Source organism: Methylobacterium sp. A54F, from assembly GCF_053346035.1.
In genome coordinates this window covers 112,580-129,238 of the sequence record NZ_JBKFBF010000008.1, presented here as the reverse complement: position 1 = coordinate 129,238, position 16,659 = coordinate 112,580, and the positions used below count along the sequence as shown (strand labels likewise).

Here is a 16,659-nt window from a genome sequence, read left to right as displayed (position 1 = left end):
GTCCGGCCGGCCCGGCGCGGGCCGGCAACCGGACCGGACGGCCGAGGGCGAGCGCCCGCGACATCCCCGGGAAGCCCGAACCTACTTCTTCGCGCCGTCCTTGGCCATGGAGTCCTTGGCCATCGGATCCTTGGCCATCGGATCCTTGGCCATCGAGGCCTTAGACATGTGGTCCTTGCCCATGGCGCCCTTCCCCGTGCCGTCCTTGGCCATGGAATCCTTGGCCATGGAGTCCTTCGCCATCGAGTCCTTGGCCATGGAATCCTTGGCCATGCTCCCGCCGGCTAGCATGGGGCTCGCCGCGAGGGCGGCGGCGAGCAGGGTGGCGGTGGTGACGCGAAACAGGATGCTCATGATGCGGTGTCCTCGGTCGGTCCGTGCCGTCCGCGATGGCGGCACTGCAGGTCATTCGGCCCGCATCGGCCCCGGGTTACGCCCGTCCGGCCCCGAATTCGGGCGGATCGGGCGGATCGGGCGGCAGGGCACACCTCGCTCGCGCCCCGCCGTCAGGACCCCGCCGTCAGGACCCTGGCGCCAGGCGCTCGGCGCCGAGGATGCGCCCGTCCGGCGCCTGCAGGATGACCGCGAGGTCCTCGCCCGCGGGCACGGGCTCGCTGAGGGCGAGCGCCGCCCCCGCCCAGGTGCCGAGGCTGCGCAGGGAGCGCACGACGTTGGCCTGGGCGATGGTGCGCCCGCCGTTCTCCCCGCGGGCCACGGCGGTCCGCACCGACCGGTCGAAGCCGACGAGGAGGATCTCGGCGGGGCCCCGGCCGGCGCCGATCCGGATGCCGACGCGGCCGTCCTGCCGCGTCAGCGCGACCGTGGCGGCCTCCGCCCGAGCCTCAGCCCGCGCCCTGGCCAGGGCGGCCTCCGCCTCGGCCCGCCGCGAGCCCACGAGGCTGTGGCGGCCGTCGACCACGAGCTGCGGGGTGAAGTTGCCGTCCCCCAGGCGGCGGGCGTAGGCGGCCTGCCGCTCCGTCGCCCCCTCGAAGGAGGCGGTGTCGCGCCAGCCGAGCCGGTTCCAGTAGGTGACGTGGAAGCCCAGCGGCAGGAGGTCGCTTCGGCCCGCCATCTCGCCGAGGAGCGCCTCGGCGGGCGGGCACGAGGAGCAGCCCTGGGAGGTGAACAGCTCCACCACGACGGGGCGGGCGGACGCGCCCGTGACGGGCAGCGCCGCGGGCAGCAGGGCGGCGAGGAGCGGCAGCAGGCGGGCGCGGCCGGACAATCGGGGAGACCTGGAAAGTGGGGGCATGGGCAGGATCCGGAGCCGGTGGGAACCGGATCCATTCGCCCGGATCACCGTAAGCGTTACCCCGGGCCTGCGACCTTCGTGCGCGCCGTGTCAGGTTTTTCCTGACATGGCCCTGCGGCGCACAGCGCGTAGCGTGGCCGTAGCCAGCCGCGGTCCGGCCGATGCCTCCGCTCCTGCCAGGGGCAGCGGGGCCCTGGACCGCCGGGGGGAGGCGCGTGCCGAGGTGGAGTGGACCGCGAGGCCGGGGGCGGATGCGCGCCGGGTGAGGTGTTGGCTTGGCTGTCATGGATGCTCGCCCCCGCAGGGGGCAAATGGGTGATCGCCCCCGCGGGGAGCCACGCGGCGTCCTGGCGGCGCTGCTCGTCGGCGCCCTGCTCGTCTCGGCGAGCCCTGCGGCGGCCGGCCCGGAACCGTCGCCGGTCGGGACCCCCGAGGGCACCACGGGGGCCATCCGGCCGGACGGGCCGCGACCCGAGGGCGACCCGCCGCAGCCGGTCTTCCGGTTCCAGCCGCCCGCCATCGAGCTGCCCGAGAGCCTGGGCGGCCCAAGTCAGGCAGTTCCAGGTCAGGCAGGTCCAGGTCAGGCAGGTTCGGGCCAGGCTGGAGCGCCTGCGGCGCCCCGCCCCGGCCCGGAGGCCGCCATCGACCCGCAGTGCCGCTGGCCCTGGGCGCTGCGCACGAACCCCGCGGTCCGGTGCCCGGACGACGCGGCCCCGTCCGGCCCCGGGGCCGCGGAGCTGCCGACGGATGCGGACGGGCTGCCGGTCATCGACGTCCGCGAGGCCTGCCGGCCGGCCGCCTCGGCGCCCGGCGCCGTCCCCGGCGACGAGGCCTTCCGGCTGGACTATTGCGGGCATGCCGAGCAGGCGGCCCGCAGCCACCTGAAGATCATCTGGGGCCAGATCCCGCAGGAGGCTCGCGACGCCTGCCTGCGCGGGCCGCGCAGCCAGACCCGCTCCTACGTGGACCTCGAGGCCTGCGCGACGGTCCGCCTCGACATCGAGCGCTACAGCACCATCCGCCGGCCCTGACGCGCCGCCCCCGGCGGGTCGGGCGCCGTGCGGGCGTGGCGGAGCACCTCGATCCTCAGACCCGCCGCACGGCCCCGCGCGCGGCGCTCGTGGTGAGCATCGCGTAGGCCTTGAGGGCGGTGGTGACCCGGCGCTTGCGCGGGGCGGACGGCTGCCAGCCGCGGGCCTCTTGCGCGGCGCGTCGCCGCTCCAGCTCGGCGGGCTCGACCGCGAGGTGGATGCGCCGGTTCGGGATGTCGATCTCGATCCGGTCGCCCTGCTCCACGAGCCCGATCAGGCCGCCCTCGGCGGCCTCCGGCGAGACGTGGCCGATCGACAGGCCCGAGGAGCCGCCCGAGAAGCGCCCGTCGGTCACGAGGGCGCAGGCCTTGCCCAGGCCCTTCGACTTCAGGTAGCTCGTCGGGTAGAGCATCTCCTGCATGCCGGGGCCGCCGCGGGGGCCCTCGTAGCGGATCAACACGACCTCGCCGGCCGTCACGCGCCCGTTGAGGATGCCGTCCACCGCCGCATCCTGGCTCTCGAAGACGTGGGCCGTGCCCGTGAAGGTGAGGATCGCGGCGTCGACGCCCGCCGTCTTCACGATGCAGCCCTCCTCGGCGAGGTTGCCGAACAGCACCGCGAGGCCCCCGTCCCGCGAGTAGGCGTGCGCGGCCTCGCGGATGACGCCGCCCTCCCGGTCGAGGTCGAGCGCGTCCCAGCGCGCCTCCTGGCTGAAGGCGACCTGGGTCGGCACGCCGCCCGGCGCCGCCCGGTAGAAGGTCTGCACGGCGGCGCTGTCGCTTCGCCGTACGTCCCAGCGGTCGAGGGCGGCGGCGAGCGTGCCGGCGCCGACGTTGCCGACCGACGTGTCGAGGAGGCCGGCCCGGTCGAGCTCGCCGAGGATGCCCATGATGCCGCCGGCCCGGTGGACGTCCTCCATGTGGACGTTCGCCACCGCGGGGGCGACCTTGCAGAGCACGGGCACCCGCCGCGACAGCCGGTCGATGTCGGCCATCGTGAAGGGCACCTCGCCCTCGTGGGCGGCGGCCAGGAGGTGGAGCACCGTGTTGGTCGAGCCGCCCATGGCGATGTCGAGGGTCATCGCGTTCTCGAAGGCCGAAAAGCTCGCGACGGCGCGGGGCAGCACGCTCGCGTCGTCCTGCTCGTAGTGGCGGCGGGCGAGATCGACGATGAGGTGGCCGGCCTCCACGAACAGGCGGCGGCGGTCGGCATGGGTCGCCAGCACCGAGCCGTTGCCGGGCAGCGCGAGGCCCAGCGCCTCCGTGAGGCAGTTCATCGAGTTGGCCGTGAACATGCCCGAGCAGGAGCCGCAGGTCGGGCAGGCCGAGCGCTCGATCACCGCCACGTCCGCGTCCGAGACGCGGTCGTCGGCGGCCGCCACCATGGCGTCCACGAGGTCGAACTTGCGGGTGATGCCCCCCATCACGACCTTGCCGGCCTCCATCGGGCCGCCCGAGACGAACACGACCGGGATGTTGAGGCGCAAGGCCGCCATCAGCATGCCGGGGGTGATCTTGTCGCAGTTCGAGATGCAGACCATGGCGTCGGCGCAGTGCGCGTTGACCATGTACTCGACCGAGTCGGCGATGAGCTCGCGGGAGGGCAGCGAGTAGAGCATCCCGTCGTGGCCCATGGCGATGCCGTCGTCGACCGCGATGGTGTTGAACTCCTTGGCGACGCCGCCGGCCTGCTCGATCTCGCGGGCCACGAGCTGCCCGAGGTCCTTCAGGTGGACGTGGCCGGGCACGAACTGCGTGAAGGAGTTCACGACCGCGATGATCGGCTTGCCGAAATCGGAATCCTTCATGCCGGTGGCGCGCCACAGGCCGCGGGCGCCGGCCATGTTGCGGCCGTGGGTGGTGGTGCGGGAGCGATAGGCGGGCATCGGACGTCTCTCGGGGATCGCCGCGCCTCTTGCGCCCCCGGGCGCCCCGCATCAAGCCCGCGCGCGCGGCGCTGCCATGCGGCGCGGCTCATGGCACGCCGTCAGGGACCATCCGATCCTAGACCTCATCCTGAGGCGGCCGCGCAGCGGCCCTCGAAGGAGGGCTCCAGGACGCGCGCGGCCGCTGGAGGGCTCCTTCGAGGCTTCGCTTCGCTGCGCGCCTCAGGATGAGGGGGACGGGTCGGACGGGCGGTACCGGCCGACCGGGGAGGAGTTCGTTCGTCGAGCCGCGCGTCAGGCCGCCGTCTGCAGGGCGGGCTCCTGCGCCTCGGGCGCCAGGGCCTTGGGGGCCTTGCCCTTCGCGTCGGCCTCCGCCGGTTCATCCAGGGTGGGCACCGCCTCGAGGGCGACGGTCTTCACGGCCCCGGCGTCCTCGCGGGCGGCCTCCTCGCGGCCGGCTTCTTCACGGATCGTCTCCTCCGCGACAGCTTCCTTGGCGCCGGCCGTCTCGGTCACCGGCTCGGGCTCGGTCACCGGCTCGGCCACCGCGGCGGTCACGGCGAGCGGCGCCGCGAGGCTGCCGATGAGGAGCCGCGGCGGCTCGGGCGCGGGCTCGGCGGGGAGTTGCAGGCTCTTCTGCTGCTCCTCGTGCAGGGTGATGAGCAGGCTCTCGGCCAGCTCCAGGCGCATCTCGGCGGTGTCGTCGCTCTCGGCCGCGGCCTCGACGCGCTGCGCCTCGCTGGTCCGGTCGGCCCGCTGCTTCAGGGTGACGGCCGCGAGCGCCAGGTACCCGGCCACGATCCCGAGCAGGCGGCCGGAGGGCGCCTGGGGCACCGAGAACACGATGTAGGTGGCGTTGGCCAGGAAGAACGCGCTCGCCAGGACGGCCGCGGGGTTGGAACCGCCGGAGGCGACGGTCCCGTAGAGGGCCACCACGGACAACAATCCGGACAAGACAAGCAGAGCGAGACGTAAACGGCTCATCAGATCACCCTCTGACGCAAGGTTATGGGTCGTGTGCTGATGCGAGCCCCATCGCACCTGCGAACAAAGCGATCTTAGGAACGTACCCCTCCGCCGTTTGGAGGAGTTGCCCCTGGAGCCTCCCCCGTCGGGCGGAGGCCCGGACCGATCGCCGCGCGGCGGAGGGTGGAGCGCCGCCCGGAGCGCGCGCCGCGGGCCGCCGCCCTCCGAAAGCGGTAGCCCGCCCGAAGGCCCCGGGGGGCCACGCCGGCTGTAGGATTGGATGCGGACACAACCACATCGGATTCGCGGTCGGGAGAAGCGCCATGTCGGGCGATGTCGAGGACGCGCGCGAGCGCGAGATCTTGACGCATGTCGTGGTCGGCGGTGCCGTCGTGACGGTCGCCTTCGTCCTCCTGCTCTGTCAGGTCACGCCGTAGCGACCAGCGCCCGGACGCTCCCGCGGGCGCCCTGCCCGGAACCGCCGCGGCGGTTCGCGGCATGATCCCGGCTGGGGCGCGCCGCGCGCCCGCCGACCCGGTGCCGCCGATGCCCCGCGCCTTCCCGCTCCTCGCCCTCGCCCTCTTGGCCGCCGTGGCCTGCGGGGCCCTCGCCCTCTGGTTCTCCGGGCTGACCGGCACCGCGCAGGACCAGGCCGGCGGCAAGCCCCCCGTGGCGGCCTGCGACCCGCCGGGGCAGCAGAAGCCCGGACCCCGCCCGCCGGAATGCCCCCAGGCGGCGCCCCCCAACGCCCGCTCGCCCTGAGCGCAACCCCGGGTGGCCGACCCCCAAACAGGCTCCGAACGCCCGATTTTCGACAAACCCGGCGACAAAGGAGTCACACGGCCGGCCCGATGTCGGCGGATCGCCTCCCGGCGTTCACCCGGCGTTGCGTTTCGCCGGCCGATAAGCGACGCCACTCCCGCGCCGATTCGGCGCCAACCGGCCGCATGGGTCCTCCCGACCCCGTCGGCCCGCCGAAATCGCGCCCATGCCCCTGCCGCCCGAACCCAGACCCGCACCGGAGGGCACCGTCCTCGCCGCTGCGCCGCCCGCGGCGTGGCTGCGCCGCGGCCTGCCCGCCCTCGGCGGGCTCTGCGCGATCGTCCTCGCCGTCGCGGTGATCGAGCGCACCCTCGGCAGTGTCACCCTCGCGGCCGTGGCGCGGGCCTACGACCAGATCCCCGACCCGCTGCTCGCCCTGGCGGTGCTGTTCACCGCCGTGAGCTTCGCGGCGGTCGGCGTCTACGACCTCGTCGCCGCCGAGACCGTGCTGCGCGGGCGCCTGCCGCGCCTGCAGGCCGCGGCGGTGGGCGCGGGCGGCTACGCGGTCTCGAACGCGCTGGGTTTCCCGCTCCTCACGCAGGGCGCCTACCGGTGGCGCGCCTACGGCGACCGCGCCCGGGGCCTCGCCGATGTCGGGCGGATCCTCGGCGCCTCCTGGTTCGCACTCCTCGTCTCGCTCGCCGCCATGGCGGCCCTCGCCCTGGTGCTCGGGCCCGACCGCTTCCCGGGCCTCGGCCGGCCCGGGGCGCTGGCGGCGGGCCTCGCCGTGCTCGGCCTCGTCGCCGGCCTGCTGCTCTGGCTCGGCCCGGCGGAGCGCAGCCTCACCCTGCGCGGCCTCGCCTTCCGCCTGCCGACCTCCCGGGCCGCGCTCCTGCAGGTGGCGGCCGGCATCGTCGACATCACGGCCGCGGCCGCCACGCTCTACGTGCTGCTCCCCGCCGACGTGGCGCCGGGCTTCGCGCCGTTCCTGCTCGCCTACGTGGCCGCCACCGTCGTCGGCCTGGCGAGCCACGCGCCGGGGGGGCTGTGCGCCTTCGAGGCGACGCTGATCGCGAGCCTCGGCCTCGGCGGCCGGGCCGACGTGCTCGGCGCGCTCGTGGCCTACCGGATCATCTACACCCTGCTGCCCTTCGGGCTCGCGATCCTCGGCCTCGGGGCCGTCGAGCTGCACCGCCGCCGGGCGGCCTTCGCGGGCCCGGCCCGGTTCCTCGAGCCGCTGGTGCCCCGCGCGGCCGCCGGCATCGCGCTCTCCGGCGGCCTGATGCTCCTCGCCTCGGGGGCGACGCGGGACCTCGCCGAGCGCGTCGACCTGCTCTCGCGGGTGGTGCCGGTGCCCTTCGTGGAGGCGTCGCACTTCGCCGCCTGCCTCGTCGGCATCGCGCTGCTCGTCATCGCCCGCGGCCTGTGGCGGCGCCTCGCCCGGGCCTGGAGCGCCGCGCTGATGCTCCTCGTCCTCGGCGCCGGCTTCTCCCTCGGCAAGGGGCTCGACTGGGAGGAGGCGACCCTGCTCGCCGGGCTCGCGGCCGGGCTGGCTGTGTTCCGGGGCTCGTTCTACCGCTGCCCCCGCGCCAACCCGTTCCGGGCGAGCCGCCCCTGGCTCGGCGGGGTCGCGGCGCTGACCGCCCTCTCGGCCGGCCTCGGCTTCCTGGCCTGGCGCCACGTCGCGGTGGCGGACGCCCTCTGGTGGGAAGTCTCGCCGGACGGCAGCGGCTCCGGCATGCTGCGGGTGTCCTTCGCCTTCCTGGCCGGGCTCGCGGCGATCGGCTTCGACGGGGCGGTGAACCGCCGCGGCGCCGGCCGGGCGGCCTCCGTCGCACCCGAGATCCCGGCCGCGGTCGCCGCCGCCGTGGCGGCCTCGCCCCAGGCCGCCCACGCCCTCGCGCTGCTCGGCGACAAGCGCTTCCTGATGGGTCCCGACGAGCGGGGCTTCGTGATGTACGCCCGCGCCGGCCACAGCCTCGTGGCCCTGGGCGAGCCCGTCGGGCCGGCCGCGGCCCGCGCCGACCTCGCCTGGGCGTTCCGCGAGCTCGCCGACCGCTCGGCCGCCCGGCCGGTCTTCTACGGCGTCGGCCCCGAGAACCTGCCGCTCTTCCTCGACATGGGCCTGTCCGCCCTCAAGCTCGGCGAGGTGGCGCGCGTGCCGCTCGCCGACTTCTCCCTGAAGGGCCCCGCCCGGCACGACCTGCGCTACGGCCAGCGCCGGGCCGAGAAGGAGGGCCTGACCTTCGCGATCCTGCCGCGGGCCGAGGTGCGGGCGGCGATGTTCGAGCTGCGCGCCGTCTCGGATGCCTGGCTCGCCGGCAAGCAGGGCGGCGAGAAGCGCTTCTCCATGGGCGCCTTCGACCCCGCCTACCTCGCCCGGTTCGACGTGGCGGTGATGCGCAAGGCGGGCCGCATCGTCGCCTTCGCGAACCTCTGGCGGGGCGCGGACCGCGAGGAGGTCGCCATCGACCTGATCCGCTACGCGCCGGACGCCTCGAAGGTGATCATGGACGCGCTGTTCGCCAACCTCCTCCTCGCCGCCAAGGCCGAGGGCTACCGCTGGTTCAACCTCGGGGCCGCCCCCCTCTCGGGCCTCGTCGACCGGCCCCTCGCCTCGCGCTGGAACCGCTTCGGCGCCTTCCTGTACCGGCGCGGGGCCGACCTCTACAGCTTCGACGGCCTGCGCAGCTTCAAGCAGAAGTTCGACCCGGTCTGGACGCCCTACTACCTGATCTGCCCCGGCGGCCTGCAGACCCCGAAGGCGCTCCTCGACGTCGCGCGGCTCGTCAGCGGCTCGCCCCTCGGACTGATCCGCCGGTGAGGCTCCGGCCCGCCGCCATCGCCCTCGGCCTCGCGGCCCTGGGCGCCCTGGCGCTCGCCGCCGGATACGGACTGGTGCCTGGCGGTGGGCCGGGCGGTCCCGTCCACGTCGCGTCCCCCCATTTCCGGGAGCTGCTGCTGGCGATGCCGGCGGGCGAGCCCCAGGGCCTCGTCCTGCTGGTCTCGGGGCGCGACGGCCCGGGCGAGCCCGAGCGGGCGATGGGCGAGCGGCTGCGGGCCCGCGGCCTGATGGTGCTCACCCTCGACCTGCCCCGCTGGCTCTCCGGCCTCGACGGCGATCCGGGCCCGTGCCTGCGGCCGATGTCGGACGTCGAGGACCTCTCGAAGAACGCCCAGAAGGCGCTCGGGGCCGGCCGCTACCTGCACCCCGTCCTGGTCGGCCTCGGGGCGGGCGGCGCCATGGTCGAGGCCCTGGTCGGGGCGACGCTCGCCTCCACGGTGGCGGGCGGCGTGGCGGTGGCGCCGACGCCGGGCTTCCGCACGCCGCGCCCCTTCTGCGACGCCCCGGCCGCCGCGGAGGCGCCCGGCGGCTACGCCTACCCGCGCCCCGCCCGCCTCCAGGCCCCCCTCGTCGTCCTGGCCGAGGCGGCCGAAGATGCGCCGCAGGCTGAGGCCGCGCCACGGGGGGCCGGCCCGCACGCCCCGGAGATCCGCATCCTCGCCGATCCGGAGGCCCGCGTCGCCGAGGCCGTGAGCGCCGCCGCGGCGCTGGCCGCGCAGGACCGGGCGGAGGGCGCCCTGCCGGTGGTCGACCTGCCGGCCCGCGGACCGGTGAAGGCGATCGCCCTGTTCATCTCAGGGGACGGCGGCTGGCGCGACATCGACAAGGTGATGGGCGACCAGCTCGCCCGCGACGGGGTCCACGTCCTCGGCCTCGACGCCCTGCGCTACTTCTGGACGGAGCGCGACCCCCGCACCCTCGCGGCGGACGCGGCCGCGATCCTGCGCCGGGCCGATCCCGGCCGGACGCTGCCGGTGCTGCTGCTCGGCTACTCCTACGGCGCCTCGATGATCCCCTTCGCGTGGCCGCACCTGCCGGAGGGCCTCACCGAGCGGGTCCGCCTGATCGCCCTGATGGGGCCGTCGCGCACGACGGGGTTCAGCGTGACGATCCAGGGCTGGCTCGGCTACGGCGGCGCGCACGCGGTGCTGCCCGAGATCCGGAAGCTGCCGGTCGCCCGCACGCTCTGCATCTACGGCGGCGACGACACCGACCCGGCCTGCCTGGACCCGAGCCTCGACGCCTTCCGCCGCCTGCGCCTGCCCGGCGGCCACCACTTCGACGGCGACTACCCGGCGGTGGCCCGGCGCGTCCTGGAGGCGGCCGGGCTGCCGGACTAGCCTCGCCTACCCGATCACCAGGCGGATCAGCAGCAGCGACACGGCGGCGCCCGCGATGGCGATGCCGGCGATGAGGACGCTGCTGGTCTGGTCCACGTCGTCGACGGTCTCGCCGCGGAAGTGGTGCGGGTCGTTGGCGGCCATGGTCATCTCCTCGTGCTGGACGACGGGTTCAACGCGCCAATCGCCGAAAGGCTCGCGCGATCCCGCGCCGGGCTCAGACGAAGTGGCGGAACAGGATCTCGCCGCGGGGCGCGATCTCCGCGGCGACGGCCGCGAGGTCGGAGGCGCCGCGGTAGGCCATCAGCACGCCGCCGAGGATCAGGACGAGGGAGAGGAGGAGCGGGTTCGCCAGGGGCGCGGCCACGAGGGCGGCGGCGAGGGCGAGGCAGAGGAGCCGGACCGGGAGAATGCTGTGCATCGGGGCCTCCATCGCGGGTGGCGACGGTGCCTCGATTAAGCGGCGCCGTTTGCCCGAATGTTTCGTAGGCCCGGCGAAACGATTGCGTGGTGCCGTGGCGCACACGCGGGCGCGGCCGTCCGCGAATCCCCGCGGCCGCCCCGGAACGAGGATGCTCCCCGGACCGCGACCTACCCCTGCGAGTCCGGCAGGGGCGCCTCGACGGTGACCACCACGCCGCGCGGCCGGTACTCGATCTCGGCCGAGCCGTTGATCTCGCCCGCGAGCGCCCGCTCGATCATCCGGGAGCCGAAGCCCTTGCGCTCCGGCGGCGTGACCGGCGGGCCGCCGAGCTCCTCCCAGCGCAGCCAGAGGCGGCCCGTCCCGGCCCCGTCGAGCACCTCCCAATTGAGGATGACCCGGCCCTCGTCCACCGAGAGGGCGCCGTACTTCACCGCGTTGGTGGCGAGCTCGTGCAGGGCCATCACGAAGGCGAGCGCGATGCGCGGCGTCAGCCGCACGTCGGGGCCGCCCACCTTGAAGCGGTGGCCGCGCGCGCTCCGGAACGGCCGCAGCGCCTCCCCGACGATCTCGCCGAGGGTCGCCCCCTCCCAGCTCTCGCGGGTGAGCACGTCGTGGGCCGCGGAGAGGGAGTGCAGGCGGGCGTCGAGGATCGTGCGCGCCTCCTCGAGGGTCTTGGCGTTGCGCAGCGTCTGGTGGGCGATCGACTGCATCGTCGCCATCGAGTTCTTGACCCGGTGGGTCAGCTCGGAGGCGAGCAGCCCTCGGTGCTCCTCGCTCCGCTTGCGCTCGGTGATGTCGAGGGAGACGCCCTGCATGCTCAGCGGCGAGCCGTCCGCGCGGTGGAAGGTCTGGCCGCGCAGGTGGACCCAGCGCACCTCGCCGTCCCCGGCGATGTTGCGGATCTCGATGTCGACGTCGCTGCGCCCGGAGAGCGAATCCTCCGTCGCCACCCGCAGCCGCTCGCGGTCGGCCGGGAAGACCGCGGCGAGGAGGTCGTCGTAGCTGAACGGCTCGGAGGGCGGCCGGGCGAAGGTCTGGCGGCAGACCTCGGAGGCGACGAAGCGGTTCTCCGTGGGGTCGAGGGACCAGGTGCCGAAGCCGCCCGCCTGCAGCATGAAGCGGAGCCGCGCCTCGCTGCGGGTGAGCTCCTCGGCCCGCCGCTGTGCCTCCGTCTCCAGGGCGTCGCGGTCGCGCTGCAGGCGCACGAGCCGGTCGCGCTCCAGCGTGACGTCGAACTGCGAGGCGAAGAAGTAGGTCAGCGCCCCGTCCCCGTCGAAGACCGGCGAGATCAGCAGGCGGTTCCAGAAGACGGTGCCGTCCTTGCGGTGGTTGAGGAGCTCCAGCTCGATCGGCGCCTGCCGCTCGACCGCGTCCCGGATGCGGGCGACGTCCGCCGGGTCGGTCTCCGGCCCCTGCAGGAAGCGGCAGTTGCGCCCGAGGATGTCCGGGCGCGCGTAGCCGGTGAGCTTCAGGAAGGCGTCGTTGACGAAGATGATCGGGTTGTCCGCCCGGTTCGGGTCGGTGATCAGCATCGGCATCCGGGTGGCCCGCACGGCCGCCGCGAAGGGGTCCGAGCCGGGCTGGGGCCGGGCGATTTCCGCAACGATGCGGTCATGCTCGCGGCGATCGCTCAAGGTCCGTTCCTTCCGTCGTCCGTTCCGGGCGCCCGCATGCCGGTTCGCTGCGCCGAACCGGTTCGAAGCGGGGCCGCCTCCTCATAGAACGGCGCGGCGTACGGCGCGACCCTCATCGCGCGCGCAAACACGCCGCAACCGGTTCCCCGGGACGCGCCGCATGGCTGCCTCCCGGCCCGCACGGGTTCACAGGCCCGCCGCATCCGTCATCTTGCACTGCACAAAGCCGAGACCGCTCAAGCCGCAGCCCCACCGAGGCCCGATGCTCCCCCTGCCGATCCTCGCCCTCGCCGTCGCCTCCTTCGGCATCGGCACGACCGAATTCGTCATCATGGGGCTCCTGCCCGAGGTGGCGCGGAGCTTCGGGGTCGGCATCCCGCAGGCCGGCCACCTCGTCTCGGGCTACGCCCTCGGCGTCGTCGTCGGCGCGCCCCTCGTCGCGATGGCGACGGCCCCCCTGCCCCGCAAGACGGCGCTCCTCGCGCTGATCGGCGTGTTCCTTGCGGGCAACCTCGGCTGCGCCCTCGCGCCGAGCTACGGCCTGCTGATGGCGGCCCGCATCCTCACCGCCTTCGCGCACGGCGCGTTCTTCGGCATCGGCGCCATCGTGGCGAGCAGCCTCGTGCCGCGGGAGCGCCGCACGCAGGCGGTGGCGCTGATGTTCACCGGGCTCACCCTCGCGAACGTCCTCGGCGTGCCCTTCGGCACGGCCCTCGGGCAGGCGGCGGGCTGGCGCGCCGCCTTCTGGGCGGTGGTCGGGATCGGGCTCGCGGCGGGCCTCGCGATCGCGCTGTTCGTGCCCGCGGGGCTGCCCGGCTCCCGCGGCGGGCTCGGGCGCGAGTTCCGCACCCTCGGGCGCTGGTCGGTGCTGCGGCCGATGCTGGTCTCGACGCTCTCCTCGGTGAGCCTGTTCTCGGTCTTCACCTACATCACGCCGTTCCTCACCGACGTCACCGGCCTGACGCCGCGGGGCGTCACGGGCGCACTGCTCCTCGCCGGCCTCGGCCTCACGGTTGGGAACCTGGCGGGCGGGCGCCTCGCCGACCGCAACCTCATGGCCACCGTCATCGGCAGCTTCCTGGGCGTCGCCGGAATCCTTCTGCTGCTCGCCCTCGTGGCGCATTCCCCGACGGGGGCGCTCGCCGCCCTGTTCGCCTGGGCCGCCCTCGCCTTCGCGCTGGTCTCGCCCCTGCAGATCTGGGTGGTGGAGGCGGCGACCGACGCGCCGAACCTCGCCTCCACCCTGAACCAGGGCGCGTTCAACCTCGGCAACGCGCTGGGGGCCTGGCTCGGCGGCCTCGCGCTGACGGCGGGCGCCTCCTACGGGCAGCTGCCGCTCCTCGGGGCGGCGGTGGCGCTGGCAGCACTCCTGCTGGCGCTGCCGGCAGCGGGCCCCGAGCCCGCGGCGGCGCCGGCGCGCCGTCCCTGATCCGGGCCGCCCTACTCGATCGGCGCCTGGGCGGGATCGGACGGCATCGGCTCGGCATCGGGCCGCGGCTCGGCCGAGCCGTAGCGGGTGCGCGGGGCGGACTTCGTGCCGACGCAGCCCTCGCAGATGCTGCGGGTGGCGCGCCGGACCCGCGCATCCATGTCCCGCGACATGCGATCCATCTTGGCCTCGCTCGCGCGGGCCGCCTGCTCGATCTCGGGCTTCAGGTAGAAGTCGCGCTTCGGGCCGTGCGAGCCCGTCACGGCCGTGTCCCGGGCGAGCTCGCGGGCCACGTCGGCGTCGGTCATCAGCGGCGGCGCGGTGGGCGGAGCGGGCGCCCGGGGGGCATGGGTCGGGGTATGGGCGGGGGCTTGGGGCTGCGCCTGGGTCGCGGGCCTGTCGGCGTTGAAGCTCTGCGCCGCGGCCGGGGCGGCGGCGAGGAGAGCGACGAGGCAGGCGAGGGCGCGGCGCATCTGTGACTTCCGGTTGAGAAGGACACAGGCGTTAAAGCGCGCAATCGCGGCCTCACGATGTCAGCCGGGCCGGAAACCCACCCGGCCGAGGTCCCGCGCCGATCGGGCGACCGGCGCGGGGGCGCCGCCTCACATCCGGTGGCGGCGGTGCATCTTCCGGCCGTGATGGCGCCGCTTCATCATCGGGCGCGCCGCGGCCGGGGCGCCGCCCATCGTCGGGGTGCCGCCGCTGGCGCCCATCTCGCGCGCCATGCCGCCGCGGGGCCCGCCGGCCTGCGGGCCGGAGCTGTTGTAGGGCGAGTTGCCCTGCGCGAGGGCCGCGCCGGAGACCAGGGCGAACGCCGCCGCCAGGATGAGGGTTCTCTTCACGGGACCGATCCTTCGTTTCGCGGCAGGCCACGAGCCTGCCGGCCGGCCGGAGCCGGTCAACCGAGGGAACGATGCGTCCCGGCCGAGGTTCCCGAAGCGGGAAGGCGAGGCGCGCACCCCGGCGCGGCCTCGGGGGAACGTCTGTCCGGCGCGTCGCTCACCGGACACCCGCTGGACACGCCTCGGGACGCGCGTTGGACAGTGTCATCCGCGGCAGAGATCTTCGCGCGACTGCGGTCTCCTAACGACCGGCGGCGCGGATACAGGATGCGAGGTTGAGGAGCAGAGTCCGGACATGGACCCGAAGATCGCGGATACGGATCTCGTCCGCATTCTCGGAGCGACGACTGTCGGCGGGTGCAGGGGCGAACATTTTGTCTGCCTCACGCCGCGTTTTGCGGCCGGATCGATTTGGGACATTTGTGGAAGCTCGGCAATAACCTGTTCAGGCTCCGGCGGGGATTTGGGTCGCGGTGTGGCGCTGCGACATCAGAGACGAAGCTCGGGGGTGGCCTCGCCCGTCGGCGACCCAATCTAACAACCCGCGGGCAACCAGCGGGCCCGCACCGCGCACGGTCGAAGAACCCCTGCGCGGCGACCCATCGGAGGTCCCGTGTCGTGGCGCAGCGCTTCTACTTCGACGTGGTGAGCGGCGGGAACGTCATTCGCGATCCGGACGGTGTCCTGGCCGCCGACCTGGACGAGGCCACGCATCAGGCCCAGGCCGTCCTGCGCGAGATGCGCGCCGCCGGCGAGCTGACCGGCGTGCTCGGCCCCTGGGAGCTGGTGATCCGGGGCGAGGACGGCATTCTCGTCCGGCGCATCGCGATCACCTGACGGAGGACGGCGCCCGCGGCCCAGCGCCGTGGGGAAGCCGATTCAGTGAATAAAGCTCGCGATGTCGTCAGGTAGCCGGCAGGCTTCCGCGAGATCCCGGCAAGAGGACAAATCGTAAGATCGTCCGCTGAGCTTATAGAGGTCCGATGAGCCTGCGATGCTCAGCCGGCTTTGACCTGCCTGTCGGCGAGCTTCTGAAGCAACGCGCGCAGATGCGAACGAATTTCGGCCTGCCTCTCGTCATCCTGCTTGGCATCGAGCAAGTAGCGAAAGTCGATCGCGGCGGACATGGATTGGTTCTCCCCTACCCTCACTGCGGCGCCATCAGTCCATCGGGCGTCCCCGAAACGACAGCATACCCCGTGCCAAGTCGAACTCAAGTCGCACGCGCGCGGCCTTTGCGGCCTCCCAGCAGTTTGACGGAGAGCGACGTGATCTTAATCCGCGCCCTCTGCCGCTCTTCGGCGGGGGCCCGATTCCGGGAGCGGTCCTGCGTGGGGAGGCGGGCGCCGTTGACGCGAGGTCGCCCAGCCCGGCGGGCGCGCCCTCCCCTCATGCCCGGATTCGGGAGCCCGCACGTCCCATTCCGGTGCTCGGTGTCCCACGCCGATCCGCCCGCGATCGGGCCAGCGGTGACCTCAGCGCACGTCGCGCCGGGGTGCCTCGCTCGGCAGGGCACCGGTCGTCCCCGGTGCCGCGCGTCCGCCCGCCAGTTGCGGTTGCGGCGTCTCCAGGAGATCCGCCGGATTGAGGTCCTTCCAGGCGAGGCGCGCGCGGATGGATTGCCGGAGGCTCTCGTCGGGCGTGACGGCGTCCGTGCGCCGCCGTGCGCGCGGGCCGAGGCTCTGGCCGGGCAGGACGGTCGGCGGCAGGGCGACCACCGGACCCGCCTCCACCGCGACGGGGGTCGCCGCGGCGTAGCGGGCCGGCACGTCCGCGAGATGCGAGCAGCCGACCGTCGGGAGCAGGGCGCCGAAGCCGAGCAGGAACCGCCAGTGCCTCATGATCCCGCACCTCCGCGATGGATCGGTCCGCGACGCGTTCGGGCCGGAAGCTTGGCCGTCAGCCCGAGATCAACCAGCGGTGGCGCGGTCCGGTTCCGGATTCAGCGCAGCAGGCCGTTCGCGCGCAGCGCCCGCTCCACCGCCTCGTAGACCGGTTGCATCACGTCGTCGTTCTGGGCCTGCGGCGGCCGCAGGGGCCGCATCGGCGGGAAGTCGTCGGCGCCGGGCGGCAGGGTGGCCACGGCAGCCCCGGGGCGCGCCTCGGTTGCTGCGAGGCGCTTCACGAGGCGTCCGGGCAGGGTGAGCTTGCCGAGCATCGGGACCTCCTCGCCGGGACCTTCTCGCCGGGACCTACTCGCTACGTCGAGACGGAAACGCCGGCGGCGCCCGTTCGTTCTCGGGCGCCCG

The 16,659-nt window shown here is 74.3% G+C and carries 18 protein-coding genes; 6 read left to right on the top strand and 12 right to left on the bottom strand.

All coding sequences use genetic code 11. The features are described 5' to 3' along the window. Positions 1–81: 81 nt before the first annotated feature. Both ACLBXP_RS14905 and ACLBXP_RS14900 read right to left on the bottom strand, forming a co-directional pair. On the bottom strand, positions 82–354 hold the full coding sequence (locus tag ACLBXP_RS14905) for a pentapeptide MXKDX repeat protein (RefSeq protein ID WP_447668506.1): 273 nt from the start codon (positions 352–354) through the stop codon (positions 82–84). 166 nt (positions 355–520) lie between these two features. Beyond that, positions 521–1,252: a DUF1223 domain-containing protein gene (locus ACLBXP_RS14900; RefSeq protein WP_447668505.1), complete on the bottom strand. Its 732-nt coding sequence runs from the start codon at positions 1,250–1,252 to the stop codon at positions 521–523. A gap of 311 nt (positions 1,253–1,563) precedes the next feature. On the opposite strand from ACLBXP_RS14900, the gene ACLBXP_RS14895 reads away from it, so the two are divergent. After that, entirely contained in the window at positions 1,564–2,283 is a 720-nt protein-coding gene (locus tag ACLBXP_RS14895; protein WP_447668504.1) for a hypothetical protein, read from the top strand. A 55-nt stretch (positions 2,284–2,338) separates the two neighbouring features. Here the strand turns inward: ACLBXP_RS14895 and ilvD are convergent, their stop codons facing one another. Further along, positions 2,339–4,168 (bottom strand): dihydroxy-acid dehydratase, encoded by a 1,830-nt coding sequence (gene ilvD / locus ACLBXP_RS14890; RefSeq protein ID WP_447668503.1) that lies wholly within the window; start codon positions 4,166–4,168, stop codon positions 2,339–2,341. 294 nt (positions 4,169–4,462) lie between these two features. Continuing rightward, positions 4,463–5,104, bottom strand: coding sequence for a hypothetical protein (locus tag ACLBXP_RS14885; protein ID WP_447668502.1), 642 nt, complete (start codon positions 5,102–5,104; stop codon positions 4,463–4,465). A gap of 528 nt (positions 5,105–5,632) precedes the next feature. Between ACLBXP_RS14885 and ACLBXP_RS14880 the strand changes: the two genes are divergently transcribed. From ACLBXP_RS14880 to ACLBXP_RS14870, 3 genes are all read left to right on the top strand, one after another. Continuing rightward, positions 5,633–5,896: a molecular chaperone-like protein gene (locus tag ACLBXP_RS14880; RefSeq protein ID WP_447668501.1), complete on the top strand. Its 264-nt coding sequence runs from the start codon at positions 5,633–5,635 to the stop codon at positions 5,894–5,896. Between the two features lie 226 nt (positions 5,897–6,122). Further along, entirely contained in the window at positions 6,123–8,720 is a 2,598-nt protein-coding gene (gene mprF, locus ACLBXP_RS14875) for a bifunctional lysylphosphatidylglycerol flippase/synthetase MprF (protein WP_447668500.1), read from the top strand. Next, on the top strand, positions 8,717–10,081 hold the full coding sequence (locus ACLBXP_RS14870) for an AcvB/VirJ family lysyl-phosphatidylglycerol hydrolase (RefSeq protein WP_447668499.1): 1,365 nt from the start codon (positions 8,717–8,719) through the stop codon (positions 10,079–10,081). Before mprF ends, ACLBXP_RS14870 begins: the two co-directional genes overlap by 4 nt. Positions 10,082–10,087: 6 nt before the next feature. Here ACLBXP_RS14870 and ACLBXP_RS14865 read toward each other — a convergent pair whose 3' ends face one another. The 3 genes from ACLBXP_RS14865 to ACLBXP_RS14855 form a co-directional block, all read right to left on the bottom strand. Continuing rightward, the gene (locus ACLBXP_RS14865; protein ID WP_447668498.1) at positions 10,088–10,225 is read right to left on the bottom strand and encodes a hypothetical protein; all 138 of its coding nucleotides are present in this window, start codon (positions 10,223–10,225) and stop codon (positions 10,088–10,090) included. A 73-nt stretch (positions 10,226–10,298) separates the two neighbouring features. Further along, positions 10,299–10,502, bottom strand: coding sequence for a hypothetical protein (locus tag ACLBXP_RS14860; protein WP_447668497.1), 204 nt, complete (start codon positions 10,500–10,502; stop codon positions 10,299–10,301). A 170-nt stretch (positions 10,503–10,672) separates the two neighbouring features. Then, on the bottom strand, positions 10,673–12,139 hold the full coding sequence (locus ACLBXP_RS14855) for an HWE histidine kinase domain-containing protein (RefSeq protein WP_447668496.1): 1,467 nt from the start codon (positions 12,137–12,139) through the stop codon (positions 10,673–10,675). A gap of 262 nt (positions 12,140–12,401) precedes the next feature. Here ACLBXP_RS14855 and ACLBXP_RS14850 point away from each other — a divergent pair, with 262 nt between their 5' ends. Continuing rightward, the gene (locus tag ACLBXP_RS14850; RefSeq protein ID WP_447668495.1) at positions 12,402–13,568 is read left to right on the top strand and encodes an MFS transporter; all 1,167 of its coding nucleotides are present in this window, start codon (positions 12,402–12,404) and stop codon (positions 13,566–13,568) included. An 11-nt stretch (positions 13,569–13,579) separates the two neighbouring features. Here ACLBXP_RS14850 and ACLBXP_RS14845 read toward each other — a convergent pair whose 3' ends face one another. Both ACLBXP_RS14845 and ACLBXP_RS14840 read right to left on the bottom strand, forming a co-directional pair. Continuing rightward, on the bottom strand, positions 13,580–14,041 hold the full coding sequence (locus ACLBXP_RS14845) for a hypothetical protein (protein ID WP_447668494.1): 462 nt from the start codon (positions 14,039–14,041) through the stop codon (positions 13,580–13,582). A 129-nt stretch (positions 14,042–14,170) separates the two neighbouring features. After that, complete coding sequence (locus ACLBXP_RS14840) at positions 14,171–14,410, bottom strand: hypothetical protein (RefSeq protein WP_447668493.1); 240 nt, start codon at positions 14,408–14,410, stop codon at positions 14,171–14,173. A gap of 618 nt (positions 14,411–15,028) precedes the next feature. On the opposite strand from ACLBXP_RS14840, the gene ACLBXP_RS14835 reads away from it, so the two are divergent. After that, positions 15,029–15,247, top strand: a complete 219-nt coding sequence (locus tag ACLBXP_RS14835) for a DUF6894 family protein (RefSeq protein ID WP_447668492.1) — start codon at positions 15,029–15,031, stop codon at positions 15,245–15,247. Positions 15,248–15,408: 161 nt separating this feature from the next. On the opposite strand, the gene ACLBXP_RS14830 is transcribed toward ACLBXP_RS14835, so the two are convergent. The 3 genes from ACLBXP_RS14830 to ACLBXP_RS14820 form a co-directional block, all read right to left on the bottom strand. Then, positions 15,409–15,537 carry a hypothetical protein gene (locus ACLBXP_RS14830; RefSeq protein ID WP_447668491.1) on the bottom strand — a complete coding sequence of 43 codons (129 nt, stop codon included), beginning with the start codon at positions 15,535–15,537 and terminating at the stop codon, positions 15,409–15,411. 348 nt (positions 15,538–15,885) lie between these two features. Beyond that, on the bottom strand, positions 15,886–16,251 hold the full coding sequence (locus ACLBXP_RS14825; RefSeq protein WP_447668490.1) for a hypothetical protein: 366 nt from the start codon (positions 16,249–16,251) through the stop codon (positions 15,886–15,888). A 101-nt stretch (positions 16,252–16,352) separates the two neighbouring features. Continuing rightward, positions 16,353–16,568, bottom strand: a complete 216-nt coding sequence (locus tag ACLBXP_RS14820; protein ID WP_447668489.1) for a hypothetical protein — start codon at positions 16,566–16,568, stop codon at positions 16,353–16,355. Between the last annotated feature and the right edge of the window lie 91 nt (positions 16,569–16,659).